This window comes from Aquimarina sp. 2-A2 (assembly GCF_045505135.1).
Classification (GTDB): Bacteria; Bacteroidota; Bacteroidia; order Flavobacteriales; family Flavobacteriaceae; genus Aquimarina; species Aquimarina intermedia.
The window spans coordinates 119,391-140,494 of record NZ_JBJKFI010000004.1 but is presented as its reverse complement, the minus strand read 5'-3'; the positions used below and the strand labels follow the sequence as shown (position 1 = coordinate 140,494).

Annotated in this window: 14 protein-coding genes and 1 tRNA gene; 14 read left to right on the top strand and 1 reads right to left on the bottom strand. The window is 34.3% G+C overall.

The genetic code is table 11. The features are described from left to right. The 13 genes from ACJRPK_RS11370 to ACJRPK_RS11310 all read left to right on the top strand — a co-directional run. The coding region (locus tag ACJRPK_RS11370; RefSeq protein WP_407140019.1) for a gliding motility-associated C-terminal domain-containing protein at positions 1-4,095 on the top strand (4,095 nt) is incomplete at its 5' end. Between the two features lie 61 nt (positions 4,096-4,156). Beyond that, a complete protein-coding gene (locus ACJRPK_RS11365) occupies positions 4,157-5,074 on the top strand; it encodes a type IX secretion system membrane protein PorP/SprF (RefSeq protein ID WP_407140018.1) in 918 nt (305 codons plus the stop codon). 12 nt (positions 5,075-5,086) lie between these two features. Next, complete coding sequence (locus ACJRPK_RS11360) at positions 5,087-7,027, top strand: OmpA family protein (RefSeq protein WP_407140017.1); 1,941 nt, start codon at positions 5,087-5,089, stop codon at positions 7,025-7,027. Positions 7,028-8,261: 1,234 nt separating this feature from the next. Beyond that, the gene (locus ACJRPK_RS11355; protein WP_407140016.1) at positions 8,262-8,525 is read left to right on the top strand and encodes a helix-turn-helix transcriptional regulator; all 264 of its coding nucleotides are present in this window, start codon (positions 8,262-8,264) and stop codon (positions 8,523-8,525) included. Positions 8,526-8,528: 3 nt separating this feature from the next. Further along, entirely contained in the window at positions 8,529-9,791 is a 1,263-nt protein-coding gene (locus ACJRPK_RS11350; protein ID WP_407140015.1) for a type II toxin-antitoxin system HipA family toxin, read from the top strand. Further along, positions 9,791-10,333: a hypothetical protein gene (locus tag ACJRPK_RS11345; protein WP_407140014.1), complete on the top strand. Its 543-nt coding sequence runs from the start codon at positions 9,791-9,793 to the stop codon at positions 10,331-10,333. The genes ACJRPK_RS11350 and ACJRPK_RS11345 overlap by 1 nt, the downstream gene beginning before the upstream one ends. Positions 10,334-10,493: 160 nt before the next feature. Further along, positions 10,494-12,095, top strand: coding sequence for a type I restriction-modification system subunit M (locus ACJRPK_RS11340; RefSeq protein WP_407140013.1), 1,602 nt, complete (start codon positions 10,494-10,496; stop codon positions 12,093-12,095). A 1-nt stretch (position 12,096) separates the two neighbouring features. Continuing rightward, positions 12,097-13,362 carry a restriction endonuclease subunit S gene (locus tag ACJRPK_RS11335; protein ID WP_407140012.1) on the top strand — a complete coding sequence of 422 codons (1,266 nt, stop codon included), beginning with the start codon at positions 12,097-12,099 and terminating at the stop codon, positions 13,360-13,362. 2 nt (positions 13,363-13,364) lie between these two features. Beyond that, the gene (locus tag ACJRPK_RS11330; protein ID WP_407140011.1) at positions 13,365-13,880 is read left to right on the top strand and encodes a hypothetical protein; all 516 of its coding nucleotides are present in this window, start codon (positions 13,365-13,367) and stop codon (positions 13,878-13,880) included. Between the two features lie 2 nt (positions 13,881-13,882). After that, complete coding sequence (locus ACJRPK_RS11325; protein WP_407140010.1) at positions 13,883-14,035, top strand: hypothetical protein; 153 nt, start codon at positions 13,883-13,885, stop codon at positions 14,033-14,035. A 76-nt stretch (positions 14,036-14,111) separates the two neighbouring features. After that, a complete protein-coding gene (locus tag ACJRPK_RS11320) occupies positions 14,112-14,423 on the top strand; it encodes a GIY-YIG nuclease family protein (RefSeq protein ID WP_407140009.1) in 312 nt (103 codons plus the stop codon). 93 nt (positions 14,424-14,516) lie between these two features. After that, positions 14,517-15,692, top strand: coding sequence for a PD-(D/E)XK nuclease family protein (locus ACJRPK_RS11315; protein WP_407140008.1), 1,176 nt, complete (start codon positions 14,517-14,519; stop codon positions 15,690-15,692). A 5-nt stretch (positions 15,693-15,697) separates the two neighbouring features. Next, on the top strand, positions 15,698-18,547 hold the full coding sequence (locus ACJRPK_RS11310) for a type I restriction endonuclease subunit R (RefSeq protein ID WP_407140007.1): 2,850 nt from the start codon (positions 15,698-15,700) through the stop codon (positions 18,545-18,547). A 1,105-nt stretch (positions 18,548-19,652) separates the two neighbouring features. Here ACJRPK_RS11310 and ACJRPK_RS11305 read toward each other — a convergent pair. Further along, positions 19,653-19,737: transfer RNA gene (locus ACJRPK_RS11305), tRNA-Ser, on the bottom strand. A 266-nt stretch (positions 19,738-20,003) separates the two neighbouring features. On the opposite strand from ACJRPK_RS11305, the gene ACJRPK_RS11300 reads away from it, so the two are divergent. Continuing rightward, positions 20,004-21,035, top strand: coding sequence for a M28 family metallopeptidase (locus tag ACJRPK_RS11300; RefSeq protein WP_407140006.1), 1,032 nt, complete (start codon positions 20,004-20,006; stop codon positions 21,033-21,035). The last annotated feature ends 69 nt before the right edge of the window (positions 21,036-21,104 follow it).

Below are 21,104 nucleotides of genomic sequence, written 5' to 3'. Positions count from 1 at the left end.
AATGGTCAGAGCGATACAGCTACGATCACCTATACCTACCAGCAGGTTCCAGTAGCGGTAAACGATGAGAGTCTGGCTAATGTTGCGGGTACGAGAGTGAATGTTATGATTTTAGTAAATGACAGTGATGCTGATGGTAGTTTAGATGCAGCGAGTGTGAACCTCACGACTCCCGTTGGAGCGACAGATGTAGTAACGGATTTAAGCGGTGATGTGATTGGCTTTACCGTAGCCGGTGAAGGGGTATGGTTGTATGACAACAATACGGGTGAGCTTAGTTTTACTCCCGAGGCCGGATTTACGGGTAATCCTACCGATGTAGAGTATACGGTACGAGATAATGATGGGAATACCTCTAATGTAGCCACGGTGAATGTAGTATACACTCCGGCTGCACCTGTAGCGAATAATGACAGTAGCTCTAATAATGTAACGAATAACCCTGTTGATATAAGTATTTTGTCCAATGATGTTTTGGCCGACGGAGCCGTACCTGCACCTTCAGATATAATTATGGATTTAGTAGTTCCTGCAGGAGCTATTACGACTATCACAGGAGGAAGTGGCAATGTAATTGGATTTACAGTACCCGGAGAGGGTTCTTGGTTGTATAATGAAAGTACAGGGGTAATGACTTTTAGTCCGGAAGCTGGGTTTACAGATGATCCTAGTGCTATTGAATATAATATTACTGATGTCGATAATGGTGTCATTAGTGCAGTACCAGCTATAATTAGTATTGATTATGCTATTCAGGCACCGATTGCCGTAGCAGATATCAGTGTAAATAATACACCCGAAACAAGTGTGGCGATTTCCATTCTTACCAATGATAATGATCCCGATGGTATACTTGATCCAAATGGAGTAGATTTAACACCTCCGACAGGAGCTACAGGAATTGTAATAGATGCTGATGGTGATGTTATAGAGTTTACCGTACCAGGAGAAGGTAGGTGGGTATATGATTCAGGCACCGAAGTATTAACATTTACCCCTCAAACGGGCTTTATAACTGACCCTACACCAATTGGTTACACAGTAGATGACAACGATGGGAATCCATCGAACGCGGTTTCAGTAACTGTGGATTATGAAGATGTATCAGATCTTTCATTGACCAAAACGGTTGTTGATAATGATATAACGCCGTTTACAGGAACCGAAATTACCTTTGAAATAAGAGTAACAAACGATGGTCCTGCAAATGCTACCGGAGTGGTTGTGGATGATTTACTTCCGTCGGGATACGATTTTATTTTATACAGTTCTACTTCGGGTGCTTATGATGAAGTTACTGGAGTATGGAATGTTGGCAGTATAGCTTCCCGAACCACAGAAACCCTTTTGATTGATGTTTTAGTCAATGAAACTGGAGATTACGTAAACCGTGCAGAGGTTACAGCTTCAGATATATTAGATTTGGATTCAACACCTAACAATAACGTAATTACTGAAGATGATCAGGATGAAGTAGTGGTTAATCCTGTACTTACTCCAAGAATAGATCTTTCTGTAACCAAAATGGCCGATACAATGACTCCAAATGTAGGTGATCAGATCACTTTTACAATGACAGTTACCAATGACGGACCTAGTGATGCAACTAATGTGGTGGTTACTGATCTTTTAGCTTCAGGATATGAATACGTGAGTTCTACAGTAACAACAGGTACTTATGCGCCTCTAAACGGATCTTGGACTATAGGTAATTTGACAGCAACGGCTACCGAAACGCTTTCAATCACTGCAGGAGTGCTAGCTCAAGGAGATTATGCAAATGTGGTAGAAGTTACAGATGCCTTAGAAAATGATGTTGATTCCACACCGGCAAATAACGATGATACCGAGGATGATCAAGTTACTATTGAGCCTGTTCCAGTTCCTGTTTCGGATCTTTCGGTAACTAAAACGGTAAACAATGCAACACCCAATGTTGGCAGTATTGTACAGTTTACGATTTTATTAGAAAATCTTGGGCTTAGTGATGCCAGAGGTATTGAGGTGACCGATCTTTTACCGTCGGGATATACTTTCAGCTCTTTTGAGGCTACAGCTGGTACTTATGATGAAACCACAGGAGTATGGAGAATCACCAGAGCAATGTTAAATGGAGATATAGAACGATTGACTATATCAGCGATTGTAAATCCTACAGGGGATTATACTAACATAGCTTCAATTACAGCTTCAGATAACGTCGATTCTGATAATACAAATAACAGTGGTTCTGTGGCTACAGCGCCAGTTCAAATTGCAGATTTATCATTGGTCAAAACTGTTGATAATGTAACTCCAGATGTAACTGATACCATAATTTTTACCCTAACATTAACTAATGATGGGCCAAGTGAGGCAACGGGTATTGAGGTGACAGATTTACTTCCTTCAGGATTCAATTGGATATCAGATACTAGTGGAGGAACTTATAATCCTGCAACCGGAATATGGACTATTAGTACCCTGGCTATTGGTAGTACTACCGCTATCGATATAACCACTTCAATAAATACTACGGGAAGTTATACCAATATTGCTGAAGTAACTGCAGCAAACGAGATAGATCCAGATTCTTTTGTGAATAATGGTATTTTCACAGAGGATGACATGGATGAAATTCAAGTGTTCCCTAGAGTGATAACTGATATCTCTATTACTAAAATGGTAGATAATCTCAATCCATCTGTAGGAGATCAAATTACTTTTACCATCACGACAGTTAATGATGGCCCTAGTGATGCGACAGGGGTAATAGTCGAGGATATTCTGGCTTCTGGTTATCAGTTTGTAAGCGCCACTCCTTCTTCCGGAATTTATGACGAGACTATTGGATCATGGAATATAGGTACCATTATTAATGGGGCGATAGAGACGCTGGATATTGTGGTAACAGTATTGCCTTCTGGGATTTACTCAAATATTGCAGAATTGATTGCATTAGATACTTTTGATCCAGATTCAACCCCGGATAATAATATTGATTCTGAAGATGATCAGGATACAGTAACTCCTGTTCCAACAGGGCTAGCAGACCTTTCTATCGAAAAGTTAGTGGACAATAGTACGCCGTTAATTGGCGATATGATTCAATTTACTGTCAATCTTACCAATAGCGGGGATAGTGATGCTACGGGTGTAATAGTTTCTGATCTTCTACCAGCTGGTTACGAATTTGATTCGTATATAGCTACTGCAGGTTTGTATGATGAAGCAACAGGACTTTGGACTCTTAATGGAACCATATTAAATGGAACCACAGAAACGTTGATTATTCTTGCAGAGTTAAACGCTCCTTCTGGAGTGGAGAATGAATACAATAATTCTGCGTGGATTATTGCTGCTGATCAAGCTGATCCTGATAGTGATGCTTCCTCAGGTATTGATCAAGATGATTTTGCAGATGGAATTGCTGATGATGATGAGGCAACTGTAGAAGTACTCCCACAATTTGTAGACCTCGCAGTAGATAAAGTGGTCGATACGCCAAATGCGAATATTGGAGATGATGTAGTATTTACCATAACAGTTACTAACAACATTGCCAGTCTCAATGCAACAAATGTCGAAATTGAAGATGTACTACCTACAGGTTACAGATTTGTATCTGCAAATGCTACTAGTGGCGAATACAACGAAGTGGCAGGAATTTGGTCTATACCTAATATAGCTATAAATTCTTCAGAAACACTTTCTATAACAGCCACTATTCTGGATATCGATGATTATCTAAATACAGCAACCTTACTTTTAGTTGATCAATTTGACACAAATGATAGCAACAATAGTAGTGATGCATTGGTAGCACCTGGGTGTTTGAATATTTTCAACGAGTTTTCTCCGAATGGTGATGGTAACAATGATACTTTCGTAATAGATTGTATTTCGAAGTATCCAAATAACCGTCTCGAGATTTATAACCGATGGGGTAATATAGTCTTCCAGAAGGATGGCTATGATAATTCATGGAATGGAACCTCTAATGGACGAGCTGTACTTTATACCGAAGATAAGCTTCCGGTAGGTACCTATTTCTACGTATTGGATCTTGGTGATGGATCAGAAAGAAAAACGGGTTGGTTATATATCAATAGATAACCATCAAAAATCCTTTGAAAATAAAAGTTTAACATGTCTTTTAATTAAATCAAATCTAAGCATGAACAATGGCAATAAAATAGTAGTAAGTCTCCTGATGATTTTTTCATCGGTTTACTATTCATTTGGGCAACAAGACGCCCAATTTACCCAATATATGTACAATACATTAAGTGTCAATTCTGCATATGCAGGATCTAGAGGGCATGTTACTGTAACAGGTATCCATCGATCACAATGGGTCGGGATTGAGGGAGCTCCTAGAACTCAAACTTTGACAGTAGATACTCCTATTAGTAAAAAAGTTGGTTTAGGGTTATCTATAATGAATGATGAAATTGGTCCTTCAGACGAATTACATTTTGATTTGAATTTTTCCTACACCATTAAGGTTACAGAGACTCAAAAACTTTCTTTTGGAGCTAAGGGTGGAGGGAGATTATTTAATCTTGATTTCTCCGAAGGGCAGTCTCAAAATCCAGATGACGTTTTTCAAAATATTAATAACCGTTTTTTACCTACCGTAGGAGCAGGTTTATATCTTCATAGTGATAAGAGTTATTTGGGAGTTTCTGTTCCTAACTTTTTTACCGATCAGCATTATGATGATATACAACAATCAGTTGCTTCAGAAAGAATACATTTCTTTTTAATAGGTGGTTTTGTGTTTGATATCAGTAACAATACCAAATTTAAGCCTGCTTTCTTGGTTAAGCATGTAGTCGGAGCACCTCTTATAGCAGATATTTCTGCTAATTTTATGATGTATGAAAGATTTAGATTAGGACTCTCCTATAGATGGGATGATTCGTTAAGCGCCTTGGCCGGTTTTCAGATAACTCCAAGTCTATTAGTTGGGTATGCATATGATTATACTACTACAGAGCTTCAAAGATTCACCACAGGAAGTCATGAAATTATGCTTCGTTTCGAATTGAAATCAGAAGAGAAAAGACTGAAGTCACCTAGATTTTTTTAAAAAGGATAACATATGAGAAATATAATTACTATAGTTTTCTTAATAGCATTTACAATGGGTTATGCTCAAAGACAATATAAAAGAGCAGACAACCTTTTCGAAAGAATGGAATATATTGAAGCAGCAGCTGCTTACGAGGCTATTATACAAAATGGAGATCGCTCATCGGATATTCTCAAAAAAGCAGGAGATGCTCATTATTTTAACACGAACATGGAAGCTGCCCATAGATGGTATGATATGTTAGTATCTGAATACCCTGATCAGGTAGAGGCAGAGTATATTTTTAGATATGCTCACGCTTTGCAAGGTGTTGGAGACAATCGGTCGGCAAAACGTTGGATGAAAAAATTCGCTAAGCATGCAGATGATAACGATTTACGATCAAAAGAATTTGCACAAGATAAAATTTCATTGAATGATATCTTGGATTTAGAGCCTCAATTTGTTTTACGTAATCTGTCAATCAATACTAAGTTTTCCGACTTTGGTCCAATGTTTTATAATGAAAAGTTGGTTTACTCTTCTGCAGCAGATACTTCTAATTATACTACCAGAAGATATCATTGGAACCAACAACCTTTTCTGAATTTATTGGTAGGGAATTTAAACGCTTCTAGGACAGATGCTACATTTGAAGCAGAGTTCTCAAAAGAATTAAATTCAAAGTATCATGAAGCCACCGTGTCTTTCTCCCCAGATATGCGCAAATTATATTTTACCAGAAATAATTACGATAAACGTTTGGGTAGGGATGAAGATGGAGTAAATCATTTAAAACTTTACAGCGCGGATATCATTGAGGAAAACGGAGAAATCGAATGGATTAATATTATAGAATTACCGTTTAACAGTGATGAATATTCCGTAGGACATCCTTCGGTTAGTCCAGATGGAAAAAAACTCTATTTTGTTTCTGATATGCCGGGATCAATAGGGGCGACCGATATTTTTGTCGTGGATATTTTGGGTGATAACCAATACACGCAACCCAAAAATCTCGGGGCCCAAATAAATACTTACGGCCGTGAAATGTTTCCATATATTACTGAAAAAGCTTTGTATTTCGCTTCTGACGGACATCTAGGATTGGGTGGCTTAGACGTTTTCGAAAGTAACTATACATATGCTTTCGACACACCTATTAATTTGGGAGCTCCTCTAAATAGTAATCTTGATGATTTTGGGTTTATTATAAAAGAAAAGGAAAACAAAGGGTTTGTCTGTTCCAATAGAAAGTCTGGTAAGGGCGACGATGATATATATTCTTTTGAGCGATTTCCCGTTGAGAAATGTATACAGACCTTAAATGGTAATATTAGAAGTGCCAAAACAGGTGATCCAATTTCTGGAGGAACAGTGTCTCTCTATTCTAACAAGGGAGATAAGGTAGAAGAAGTCGAAACTAATAGTAACGGCGAATATGTTTTTGCGTCCGAACCTGAATGCGGTAAAACCTATAAGATCGAAGCAGGAAAATCCGGTTTTAAAACGAAAAATGAAAATGTAAGTATAAGTAAAAATGCCGGTAAGACCACTGTACCTATTACTTTGGAATCTATTAATGAATTGATTGTTGAAGAAAAAGGAATCTTAAAAATAAAAATAGGCATTGTGTACTTTGATCTAGGAAAACACAAAATACGAAACGATGCAGCTATAGAATTAGACAGTATTGTGTTTTTAATGCAGGAATATCCAAATATGACTATCAAAATAGAGTCTCATACAGACTCTAGGGCTCCTGATAACTATAACTTGAAATTATCTGATAACAGGGCGAAAGCAACCAGAGATTATATTATTTCCAAAGGCATAGACGCCAAAAGGATAGAAAGCGCTGTTGGATATGGAGAAACAAGGCTGATTAATGAATGCCAGAATGAGGTACCTTGTCCAGAGATCAGGCATCAGCAAAACAGAAGATCAGAATTTATAATTGTTCAGTTGTAAATTCTTTTATAAAAAAATAATCATAACAACTATTTTTGATGAGAACGTATCATATAATATTGAAAAAGTTCACAAATTTTAATTTAGAGGGAATTGATATTAAACTTCGACGGAGAAAAGTTATCTAGGATTATATATAAGCACTATGACTAAAATTGATGGCAATGAAAAGTTTTTAATGAGTGGTACTGAGACCATTTAAATAAATCGTTTCAGGTATCACAAATACTTGAAAATAAAAGATTAATTTGAATTGTAAGTATTGCGATATCAAAAAGATAAGTGTCAAATGAGGGCCCAATCATATTAAATGAAGAAAAATATAGTTAAACTTTGAATTAGCAAAAAAAACAAGACATTGTCTAGCGTATGTTATTGTTCATGGATTAAAACATTTTTGGAGTGCAACCATGACGATATATTCAAATGGCTTTTAGATAAACTTGTGCCAAGTTGGAAAGCTTATAAAAGAGATCTATACAGTTTGCCAATTTCCTATTGAGAATGATAAACTATCTCACCTCTAAATACGCTCAAATTTGGCGGTCGAATAACATTTCTAATCGGCTTATAATAAACTGTTTTAGATATTCAACGTTCCATCCCATTCCTTTTAATTTCGCAAGATAAAGGCTGTCTTAAGCATAGTCGAACAGCTTCTTTCTAAAAAAGAGGTTCACTACGGTAACTTTAGCTCAGTCGCAGAAAAAGCGACAACGTTCATCTAGCAAAAAGATTCTGCTAATCTTTATTATAGTGCCCTTCCTTTGAAGACGACATAGTGAATACTATGGGCGAGCTAAAGCGTAGGATATGGGATGGATGTTTTATAGCAAGAAAAAGGGAGTACTCACTTTGCTCGTGATCCCCAGATGGTAATCCTTGGCAAGCATAAAAACCACAACCCACTGCGTGTGTTTGTTTTTTTTTCAATCATTTAGTAATTAGATTAAGGTTGGTTCTTGTTAGTTCCTTTCAAGTATGGTTAGGGATTTTTGACGTGTTTATGCGAATTGAGTCTACAAATTCATATAAATAAGTACAAATTAAATTTTTAGAGCAGATTATTGTAAACTTTCGAAACAAATACCAATTTTCAGTACTTTTCTCAAATGTTTACTAAGATTGAATCACTCTGTTTCTATAAAGTAGTGTTCATAACACCTATCTAAAAAACATTATAATGGTAAATTTTAAATAAAAAATGTATATTTAACCATTAAATTGGTATCGTATGTTGGATGTTACTACAATAAAAGATGTGAAGGTCAAAATTGGTGAGGCGTGCAAGGCACTTCGTAAATCAAATGATCTATCTCGAGAAGATTTAGCAGAGGCGCTAGATGTCTCGAGCACAACCATTCAAAACATCGAGAATGGCAAAAATGCCACTCTCGATACTATTTTAAAAGTAGCTAATCATTTTGGGTTATTACAATCTATTGTCAAGGAAATTGATAAGGTTAGTGTTGATCAAAACGATATTTCACTGTATTAATAAATGGCAAGAGACAAAATCATAGATGTAATTGCATTTGGCCAAGAAATTGGAAAGTTGGGATATGACATAGATCAGCGTAAATCTTTTTTCCAATATAATCCTGAATTCTTAGACTCTGGCAAATACTCAAAACTATTCCCGTTTATTTTCAAACGCACAAAGCCAGTACAGGTGCTTACGGAATACCAACAAGATACCTTTCAAGGCTTACCACCAATGATAGCCGATTCGTTACCAGATACGTTTGGAAATATCATTTTTCAAGAATGGCTGACAGCAAGAGGCATCCAAAAAGTAACACCATTAGAACAATTGGCTTATGTAGCAGATCGTGGTATGGGAGCACTTGAATACAAACCTGTAAAAGAACTGCCAAATACATCATTCATAAACATTGATGAAGTCATTACGATCTTAGAAAAGGTTTTAAAACTAAAGGGCGATATGTCTGGAGCTTCCCTCGATGAATTGTCGCTACTAAATGTTTTCAAAGTAGGAACTTCAGCTGGTGGTGCCAGACCCAAAATTCTTATCTCAGAACATAAGAAAACTGGAAAAATTATCGCTGGAGATAGAGAAACGAGCACGGACTACAATCACTATCTAGTCAAGCTACACCTTGATGACAGCGATGGCTACAACAAAGAAAAAGTAGAATATGCCTATTATGTACTAGCGCAAGAAGTAGGCATTGATATGATGCCCTCAAAACTTATAGAAAACAATCATTTTGCTACGCTTCGATACGATAGACAAAATGGAGAAAAGCAACACGTATTGACTGTTACAGGGTTAACAGGTTGGGATTTTAAAAGTCAACCAGAAAACTCATCTTATGAAAATGTTTTTAAAGTAGCCTTAGGACTAGAAGTACCACATAAAGATTTACAGCAACTGTTCAAGCGTATGGTGTTTAATGTTGTATTTAGAAACGTAGACGACCATCTAAAGAACCACAGTTTTATCTATAACAAAGAAGAAAATAAGTGGAACTTGGGACCCGCATACGATTTGACCTATGCACTCAATCCACTATTTACGTTCAAAACTACCTCTAGAGCTTTATCTATTAATGGTAAGCGTACTTCAATAACAATTAAAGATGTCCTTACTATTGCTGAAGAATTTTCTATAAAGAACCCTAAAGGAATTATTGAAGATGTCCACGCCTTAATTCCTCGATGGTCAAAGCTTGCTACTGAATTAGAAATACCTGAGAATATAATTCAAGCAATCCAAAAAGAAATAAAAAGCATAGAATAATGGCAAATAGCAAGCACGCCCATTTGAGATATAATATTCTGGATTATTGCTTTCGCAATAAGTCCTATGGCTTTGATGAATTATTAAGAATTCTAAATGAAGGTATTACAGAGTTATATCCAGGTGAAGAAATTTCCGAAAGAACATTACGTGAAGATATTAAAGTATTTAGAGACAAAGTAAATGGCTTCGACGCACCACTTCCTGAAGGTAAAAGAATATATGTATATTCTGATGCCGACTTTACCATTGCACAGCGACCTTTACAAAAATATGAACAATACTTAGTTGAAGCTGCTCAACAACTGTTATCTAGATTTGAGAATCATCCAAAGTATAACAAACTGGCAGAAGCCTTAATTAAGTTCCAAGATGAGGAGGAGCAAGAAAATGATACAAAAAGAATCTTGTTTTATGACCATAATGAAGAATACAAAGGAATAAAACACCTAAAGCCATTATATCTAGCTATTAAGAAAAAGCAAGCTTTGCAGGTAATTTATAAAGGCTTTAAAGATAAGGAGTTATCAGTTTTTGAATAATCCTGACGAATTCAAAAGTACAATCTTTAGTATCCCGGAGTAACACCATCAAGAACAATCAAAATAAAAGATCGATACAATTTTCATACAGCTTCATGGAAATAATGAGGAAAATCGATAACTTTCCGTTTTTACTATTTCTATAGATCAATAAAAACCAATGTCAGAAGAACAAAAAAAACTACTTGAGAAACAATTATGGGCTATTGCTAACCTTCTTAGAGGCAAAATGGATGCAGACGATTATAGAAACTACATCTTAGGCTTTATCTTCTTTAAATACCTTTCCGAAAAACTACACATCTATGCAGATGAGATATTAGCACCGGATAATTTAACCTATGAGCAATTAGATGAAAATTCTGACGATGGCAAAATGTACATCGAAGCCGTTAAAAAGGCGTGTGTAAAAAATTTAGGATACTTCTTAAGACCATCAGAGTTATTTACTTCTATTGCCCAAAAAGGTAATAACCTTACGGAAGTAGAAACCAATGATAATGATGAAGCCACCCAGTTTTTTATTATTGAAGATTTAGAGCGTATTCTGAATAATATTGAGCAAAGTACTATGGGTACTGACTCAGAAGATGATTTTATACGTCTATTCGAAGATTTAGATTTAACCTCTTCTAAATTAGGGAAGACCGTTAAAGCTAAAAATGAAATCATAGCAAAAATAATAACGCATTTAGATCAAATTGATTTCCAACTAAAAGATGCTGAAAGTGATTTATTAGGGGATGCTTATGAATATTTAATTGGTGAATTTGCATCTAATGCAGGTAAAAAAGCAGGAGAATTTTATACACCTCAACAAGTATCTATCATCTTAGCAAAAATTGTAACTACTCGCAAAAAGCGAATAAAGTCGGTGTATGATCCAACCTGTGGTAGTGGTTCGCTATTATTACGCGTAGCCAGAGAGGTGGATGATGTAGGATTCTTTTATGGGCAAGAATTAAACCGTACAACCTATAACTTAGCGCGTATGAATATGATCCTTCATGATGTGCATTACAGTAAGTTTGATATTAAGCAAGAAGATACGCTGGAAGAACCACAACATCTAAATATCGATTTAAAAGCGGATGCTATTGTAGCAAATCCCCCATTTTCTGCTAAATGGTCTGCAAAAGGTATATTTAGTACAGATGATAGATTTAGTCAATATGGTAAGTTAGCACCTAAAACAAAAGCCGATTTTGCCTTTGTACAGCATATGGTGCATCATTTAGATGAAAATGGTATCATGGCGACCGTATTACCTCATGGTGTACTATTTAGAGGCTCATCTGAAGCGCATATAAGACGTTATTTAATAGAAGACAGAAACTACATAGATGCTGTAATTGGCTTGCCTGCAAACATCTTTTTTGGTACAGGAATACCAACCTGTATTTTAGTGATCAAAAAATGTAGAGAGGTTAATGAAGATGTATTATTTATTGATGCCAGTAACCATTTTGAAAAGCAAGGGAAAGACAATAAACTATTACCAGAGCATATAGAGAACATTGTAGAAACCTATAAAAATAGAGCGGTAAAAGATAAATACAGTCACAGAGCTACACTACAAGAAATAGCAGATAACGATTATAACTTAAACATACCACGTTATGTAGATACGTTTGAAGAAGAAGCCCCTATTGATATTAATGCAGTTGCTTCAGCAATACAAGCGTTAGATATAGAAATTGCTGAAACAGATAAACGAATAGCATCCTACTGTAAGGAGTTAAATATTAAAACACCATTTTAATATGGAAAAGCAATTAATACCACAATTGAGGTTTCCAGTATTCTCTAATAAGTGGGTGTCCAAAAAATTAGGTGATATAGCTACATTCTCAAAAGGTAAAGGGATTTCAAAAAGTGATATTATTGAAGATGGTAAAAATGAATGTATACGTTATGGCGAATTATATACAACTTACAATGAGGTAATTAATTCAATATCATCAAGAACAAATATAGAACTTGCTGATTCTATCATAAGTGAAGAAAATGATGTAATTATTCCTTCATCTGGTGAAACACAGTTAGATATTGCTACAGCTTCTTGCGTATTAAAAAATGGTGTGATTTTAGGTGGTGATTTGAATATTATTAAGTCTAATATTAATGGTGTTTTTTTATCTTATTTATTAAATAATAGCAAAAAGAAAGATATTGCTAAATTAGCTCAAGGCAATGCAGTTGTTCATTTATACAATAAACAATTAGCTACTTTATCTTTAAAACTACCTACTTCTGAAGAACAACAAAAAATAGCATCATTCCTTACAGATGTCGATGATAAAATTACCAAACTAACCAAAAAGAAAGACCTTTTAGAGCAATACAAAAAAGGCATTATGCAAAAAATCTTTAATCAAGAGCTACGGTTTAAACCAGACGTCATTGCGAGAAACGAAGCAATCTCTCAAAAAGAAGCAAATTTTCCTGAGTGGGAAGAGAAGAAGATAACAACTTTTGCTAAAACAACAATAGGTTTAGTTACTTCTATGACTAAACATTATGTTCACAAAGATATTGGTGTTCCATTAATTAGGAACTCAGATATTATGGGAAACAAAATTAGAATGGAAAAATTAATTTATCTTGATAAAGTCTTTTCAGAAACTCATAATAATAGAAGATTAAAATTTAATGATGTTGTAACTGTTCATACTGGTGATATTGGTATTTCTTCGGTTATAGATAAAAAATTAGATGGTTGTCACGGTTTTGCAACATTGAATACAAGAATAAAAAATATTAAAGAGGTATTACCTTCTTATTTATCGTGGTATTTCAATTCTGAGAGAGGAATAAGATATGCTTTATCTATGGCAACTGGTGACGGAAGGAGTAATTATAATTTAAAAGATTTTAATAAAGCTATTGTACCTATTCCGCATATAAAAGAACAAACCAAAATAGCGAATTTCTTATCAGATATAGATGTAAAAATAGAAGCCTTAAATACCAAAATAGAAAACAGTAAAACCTTTAAAAAAGGCTTGTTACAGCAGATGTTTGTGTAACTATGAATAAAACCTATTTTATTAATAATGAGATTTGGATGTTGAGTCTTATGGGCGCTTTTCAGCGAGCTAATGTTTATCGAGTTGATGCTACAGAATTGAAGAAGAAACATTTTAAGGGTATGCTAAAAGATCATTTTGATAACATACTACAGACCAAGTATTCAAAAGCTGTTTCAGAAACTGAACATATAGAAAACATTAAAGAAGTTATTCGTTTATCAGAGTGTTCAAAGGATTTGTTAACCAATGGAAAATTAAATTTTGGAGTAGCTCAAAAATTGCTCAACCTATATTTAAAATATAATTGGTGTGTAGATAAAATTCCAACACCACCACATTTTCCAGTAGATAGTATTATTCAAAAGCGGTTAGGTTTAAAAGTAATTGCTTGGACAAAAATGAAAGATGAAGAGGAATATTTAAAAATTATAAACTATGCAAAAACACAGTTATGCAAACACGATTGTAAAACTATTGCAGAGTTAGAATTATTATTATTCAGTAGAAATCAATAAATATGACCACTCAACCAGAACAAGTCTTAGTAAGCAATTTAATAAGCCAACTCATTAGTTATAGATCTGTTACTATTAAAACAGAAGCCTTAAACACCAAAGTTGAAAATGGCAAAACCTTTAAAAAAGGGTTGTTACAGCAAATGTTTGTTTAATGTTAAAGCAGGTTCTCGCAATGACAGAAATAACAAACAGATTACTTCACTACGTTCGTAATGACAAATAAAAACGATGAAACCAGGATTTGTGTACATACTGACCAACAAAAACAACACTACGTTATACGTTGGCGTTACCGCTAACTTAATAAAAAGAATACAACAGCATCAGCAAAAACTAAATCCAAAATCATTTAGTGCAAAATACAATTTAAATAAACTGGTGTATTACGAGGCGTTTCAAATGATTGGAGATGCCATTACAAGAGAAAAACAATTAAAAGCAGGCAATAGAGCTAAAAAGATAGCTTTAATAGAAACAGATAACCCTAATTGGTGTGATTTGCTTGAAATAGCTAAAAAAGAATTTACCACGAATAATTAAATATACAGATTGCTTCATTGCGTTCGCAATTACATATGAGTATGATCACCCAACCAGAACAAGTATTAAAAAATAATTTAGTAACTTAATTAAATGTCACAAAAACATAAATATATATTAGATAAGGTGACTACAATTGTTGAGCATCATGAGGAGTTGACAAGAGCAAAAGGCGAATTGTTTAATATTTACAATATACTAAATTTGAAAACGAAGGAAGTTCGTACACATTCTGCTTTTATAGCAGAGTTATTAAATCCTAAAGGAAGTCATTTGATGCAGGGCGTTTTTTTAGAAGCCTTTATAAATTTGTTACCAAAAGAATTCAATGATAATTTTTTAGACCTAAATACAGTAAGTACGGCAGTGGAGTTTTTTATAGCTCCTATTGATACAAAGACTAAAACAGGTGGTAGAATAGATATTCTATTAAAAGATAATGATGGTAACACTATAGCCATAGAAAACAAAATAGATGCAGATGATCAAGGCGATCAAATAGAGCGATACTGTAATTATAATAAAAACAATAATAAAGTAATTTACTTATCCAAGTTTGGTGATGAACCATCAGAAACAAGTAAAGGAAAATTGAGCTCTGGATTAGATTTTTATATCATAAGTTATAAAAAAGAAATCATTAATTGGTTAGCTATATGTCAAAATATTGCGTCAGACCAACCTATACTGAGAGAAAGTATTAAACAATATAAAATTTTAATTCAACAAATAACACACACTTTGGGAAATCAACAAGAGAATGAATTAGAAGCAGTAGTAGTTAGCAGTCTAGAAGAAGCATCTCAAATATCTTCAAAATATCTTGAGGTGGTCAAAACTATAAAAGAGAACTTCAGAAAGGATGTTTTAACCCATTTAGAAGCTAAAATTAATGGTTTTACCTATGAATTAAGGAAAGAAATTAATTCTATATATGCCAGTATATGGTTTCATAATACTATTTCAGACACAAGAGAAACTTGGTTTGGTGTAGAAAGTTTTAGTGGTGTAGGTAATAATGACGGTGTTTTATTTGTAGGTATATTTGATAAAAATGGACGCTTGATTTTAGATGAAAGCTATAATTCTCTATCAAAATTCTGGGTTCACCACGAGGTTTTAAAATTTAACAATAAAGACATTAATTTATCCGACAATTCTTTTTTAAAAGAAATTACTACAAGGCAAAAATCACAAGAGGTTGCAACAGATGTTTCTCAACAAATAAAAACTTTTATAAGGACCAATAAGCATTTAATAAAAGCTTAATTTCTATGACCACCCAACCAGAGCAAGTATTAGAAAATAATTTAGTAAGTCAATTAATCGGATTAGGTCACAAGTCTGTAGTTATAAGAACAGAAGGAGACTTATTGAGTAATCTTAAGTCACAATTAGAAACTCATAATAAAACCACCTTTACAGCATCAGAGTTTGATAGAATACTTATACATCTTTCTAAAGGTAATATTTTTGATAAAGCAAAAACACTACGCGATAAATATGTGCTGCAAAAAGATAATGGAGATAAAGCATACATAGAGTTTATCAATCAAGATTTTTGGTGTCAAAATCAATTCCAAGTAACTAATCAAGTTACGGTAAATGGTAAAAGAGAGAACCGTTACGATGTAACTATTCTTATCAACGGTTTACCATTGGTACAAATAGAATTAAAACGCAGAGGTATAGAGCTTAAAGAGGCATTTAATCAAATACAACGTTATCAAAAAGAATCTTTTGCTTTTAATAATGCGTTGTTTAACTATGTCCAAATATTTGTTATAAGTAACGGCGTAGATACCAAGTATTATGCGAACAGTCAGAAACAGAGTTTTAAGTTTACTTCATTTTGGGGTGATGAGAAAAATAAAAAAATCACTCAATTAGAAAAGTTTGCGAATATCTTTTTAGAGCCTTGTCATATTGCAAAAATGATTACCAAATATATTGTTTTACACGAAAGTGATAAGATTTTAATGGTACTTAGACCTTATCAATTTTATGCAGTAGAAGCTATAATAGACAGAGTAAAGAATAGTGATAAAAATGGGTACATCTGGCATACTACAGGTTCAGGTAAAACACTCACATCATTTAAAGCAAGTCAAATATTAACGCATAACCCTAAAATTAAAAAAGTAGTCTTTGTAGTAGATAGGCAAGATTTAGATGATCAAACGGTAAGAGAATTTAAAGCGTTTGATAAAGATAGTATTGATGGCACAGAGGATACCAAAATGCTTATCAAACAATTTTTAGATACTAGTAGACCTTTATTGGTGACCACCATACAAAAGCTAAATGGTGCAATAAAAAAAGCAAAGTTTAGGAATCAAATCGAAAAATTAAAAGACGACAAAATTGTATTTATTTTTGATGAGTGTCATCGCTCTCAGTTTGGGGATACCCATCGACGTATTGTAAACTTTTTTACGAACCACCAATTATTTGGCTTTACAGGTACGCCTATATTTGTAAAAAACGCGATAAGTAAAAAGAGCATAAAACAAACCACAGCTAACCTATTTCACGAGTGTTTACATCAATACGTAATTACAGATGCTATTAGAGATGAAAATGTTTTAAAATTCTCAATTGAGTATTATAATGTTTTTAAATCGAAAGAAGAGGTAGAGGATACAAAGGTAGAAGATATAAATACCCAAGAGGTATATGAAAGCGATGCGTATATCAACGCTATTACAAACTACATTTTAGCTAACCACAATAGAAAAACACATCACAGAGCGTTTACAGCAATGTTTTGTGTTAGCAGTGTTGATATTCTTATTAAATATTATGAGTTATTAAAAGCTAAAAAGACATCGGGAGAGCATCGTTTAAATATTGCTACAATCTTTTCTTATGCACCCAATCCAGAAGATGCTTCTGCTAATGGCGAAATACCCGAAGAAGATTTTCCTGATATGATGATGGCAGCAGAGCCATCTATACACTACGGTAAAATTCCGCATAAGGATAAATTAGATGAGTATATAGCAGATTATAACCAACAGTTTGGCTCCAAACACTCCGCTAAAGATGGAAACACTTTTTTGAGCTATAAAAAGGATATTTCTAAGCGTGTTAAGAATAAGCAAATAGACATTCTTTTAGTGGTTAATATGTTTTTAACAGGATTTGATAGCAAGTCTTTAAATACGCTCTATGTAGATAAAAATTTGAATTATCATGGATTAATACAAGCCTATTCGCGTACTAACAGAATTTTAAATGAAAAAAAGTCGCAAGGAAACATTTTAGCATTTCGTAATTTAAAGGAAAACACAGACGAAGCAATCAAACTATTCTCAGATAAGAATGCAAAGGAAACCATTACGATTGCGCCCTATGAAGAGCAGATAGAAAAATTTAATTCAGCATATGCATCTTTAATGGCTATTGCACCTACAGTAGATAGTGTAAATGATTTAGTAACAGAAGAAGATGAATTGGCTTTTGCTAAGGCTTTTAGAGAGATTATGCGGTTAAAAAACATACTATCGTCATTTGTAGAATTTACATTTGATGATACTTATATGAAAGAACAGGATTTTGCCGATTATACAAGCAAATACTTAGATCTTTACGATAAAATAAAAACCAATCATCAAAAGGAATCGGTATCAATATTAGAAGAAATAGATTTTGAATTAGAGTTAATACATCGTGACGAAATTAATGTTGCTTACATTATGAGATTATTAGCACAATTGAAAGATGCTAAACCAAAAGACCAGGCAAAACAGAAAAAGCAAATTATAGATTTAATTGCCGGTGAAGCAGAATTAAGAAGTAAACGAGTATTAATAGAAAAATTTATTCAAAACAATCTACCTAACATTAGTGAGGGCGAGGATGTAGAAGATGTATTTAAAGCGTATTGGAAAGTAGAAACTAAAAAGGCTCTACAAGAATTAAGTACTGCTGAAACATTGCAACAAGATAAAGTAGAGGATATTATAAATGATTTTCTTTTTACAGGAAGAATGGCAACTGAAGATGAGGTAATCGAAGCATTAGACAGGCAACCAAGTGTGTTACAAAGGGAATCAATAAGTAACAGAATAACAGAAAAGATAAAAGACTTTATTAATACTTTTATTAATGGGGTAGAATAATCTTAAAAAGCAAAGAACTATCAACGATATTGTCAACCAAAAAAGAGAAGCCTTGTAAATCAAATGATTACAGGGCTTTTTGCGGAGAATGAGGGAGTATTCACTTCGTTCATGATCCCCAGATGGTAATCCTTGGCAAGCATAAAAACCACAACCCACTACGTGTGTTTGTTTTATTTCTTCGCTAACAAAAGCAGTATAATTAGATTAGGGGTTATTCTTATTACTTCCCTTCCTTTGAAGGAAGGGTCAGGGATGGATGTTTATATCAAGAAAAGGGAATATTCACTTCGTTCATGATCCCAACTGGGAATCCTTGGCAAGCATAGAAACCACAACCCACTACGTGTGTTTGTTTTTTTGTTTTCCTTTGCCTTTATGAAGGAAGGGTCAGGGATGGATGTTTATATCAAGAAAAGGGAATATTCACTTCGTTCATGATCCCAACTGGGAATCCTTGGCAAGCATAGAAACCACAACCCACTACGTGTGTTTGTTTTTTTGTTTTCCTTTGCCTTTATGAAGTAAGGGTTAGGGTGGATGTTTTATAGCAAGAAAAAAGGGATTACTCGCTTTGCTCATGATCCCCAGATTGTAATCCTTGGCAAGCATAGAAACCACAACCCACTACGTGTGTTTGTTTTTTTGTTTTCCTTCCTTTTCAGGAAGGGTTAGGATGGATGTTTTATAGCAAGAAAAAAGGGAGTACTCGCTTTGCTCGTGATTCCCAGATGGTAATCCTTGGCAAGCATAGAAACCACAACCCACTACATGTGTTTGTTTTATTTCTTCGCTAACAAAAGCAGTATAATTAGATTAGGGGTTATTCTTATTACTTCCCTTCCTTTGAAGACGACATAGTGAATACTATGGGCGAGCTAAAGCGTAGGATATGGGATGGATGTTTTAAAAAGATGTGACTCGTCCTAAATAAAAGGGAGTACTCGCTTTGCTCGTGATCCCCAGATGATAATCCTTGGCAAGCATAGAAACCACAACCCACTACGTGTGTTTGTTTTTTTTGTTTTCCTTCGCCTTTATGAAGTAAACTTCAAAGGCTACAGAAAACAAAAAACCCACAATTTTCATTGTGGGTTTCCTTTTGCGGAGAATGAGGGATTCGAACCCCCGGAGGTGTGACCCTCAACAGTTTTCAAGACTGCCGCATTCGACCACTCTGCCAATTCTCCTTTGCGGGTGCAAATATAGGAGCTTTTTTCAATTTTAAAAGCCTTTTTCAAAAAATATTTTAAAGTTTTTTTAAAACCTTTTTTTGCGTACTTGGATATGCATCAAAATCAGTATCTTGCTCTCTGTTTTTGACGAAATTTAAAAATTTGATTTTTTATGAGCAGAGGCTTCAATGGCGTATTATTGATAGTATCTTGACTAATCAGCAAATTTTCTTTATTTCAAATCTTTAAAATAAAGTACTATTAATTTAAATTTTTATTGTGTGAAAAAAGTTATCATAGCTTTAGGTTTTTTAGTCATCGGTTCATGTGGAACCTCTCAAAGTTCAAAGCAATCGGTAGTTACTAAAACTTTTGATATAAAAGAATATGCAGAACGCATTACAGCAAAAGATCTAAAATCATATTTGTATGTTTTTGCAGGGGATGATTTTGAAGGCAGAGATACCGGAGAAGAAGGTCAAAAGAAAGCAGCCGAATATTTGAGAACACAGTATCGTAAAATGAATATACCTGCTCCAGAAGGAGTAGAGGGCTATTTTCAGACGATTCCGAAGAGTTTTTTTAGAGGAGACATCAAAGCTTCAGAAAATGTTTTAGCCTTTATAGAGGGCTCAGAAAAGCCTGAAGAAGTGCTTGTACTGTCTGCTCATTACGATCATGTAGGTATAAATAGTAAAGGTCAGATTTATAATGGTGCAGATGATGATGGATCCGGTACGGTAAGTCTTTTAGAAATAGCTGAGGCTTTTCAAAAAATGAAAGATGAAGGTCACGGACCAAAGCGGTCTATTTTGTTTTTGCATGTAACCGGAGAGGAGAAAGGGCTGTACGGATCAAAATACTATACGGAGAACCCAGTATTTCCTTTAGCGAATACCATAGCAAATCTAAATATTGATATGGTGGGCCGTATCGATAAAGACCATGAGGGAGAAGAAAAAGAGAATTACATTTATCTCATAGGAAGTGATCGATTGAGTACAGAACTGCATGAAATAAGCGAGAAGGCTAATGCAGAGTATACGAATCTAAACTTAGATTATACGTATAATGCAGCAAATGACCCTAATCGTTTTTATTTTAGAAGCGATCATTATAATTTTGCTAAAAATGGGGTGCCTATTATTTTTTATTTCAACGGAGTTCATGAAGATTATCATAAACCTACCGATACACCTGATAAAATAGAATATGAGCTTATGGCTAAGCGTGCACAGCTCGTTTTTTATACAGCTTATGAGCTTCTTAATCGTGAGCAACGAATTGTTGTTGACGGAGAAGTTGAAAAGTAAAAAGAAACGAACAAATATAAAAGAACCTTTATGCAATGGCATGAAGGTTTTTTTATGACCTTTTCTGAA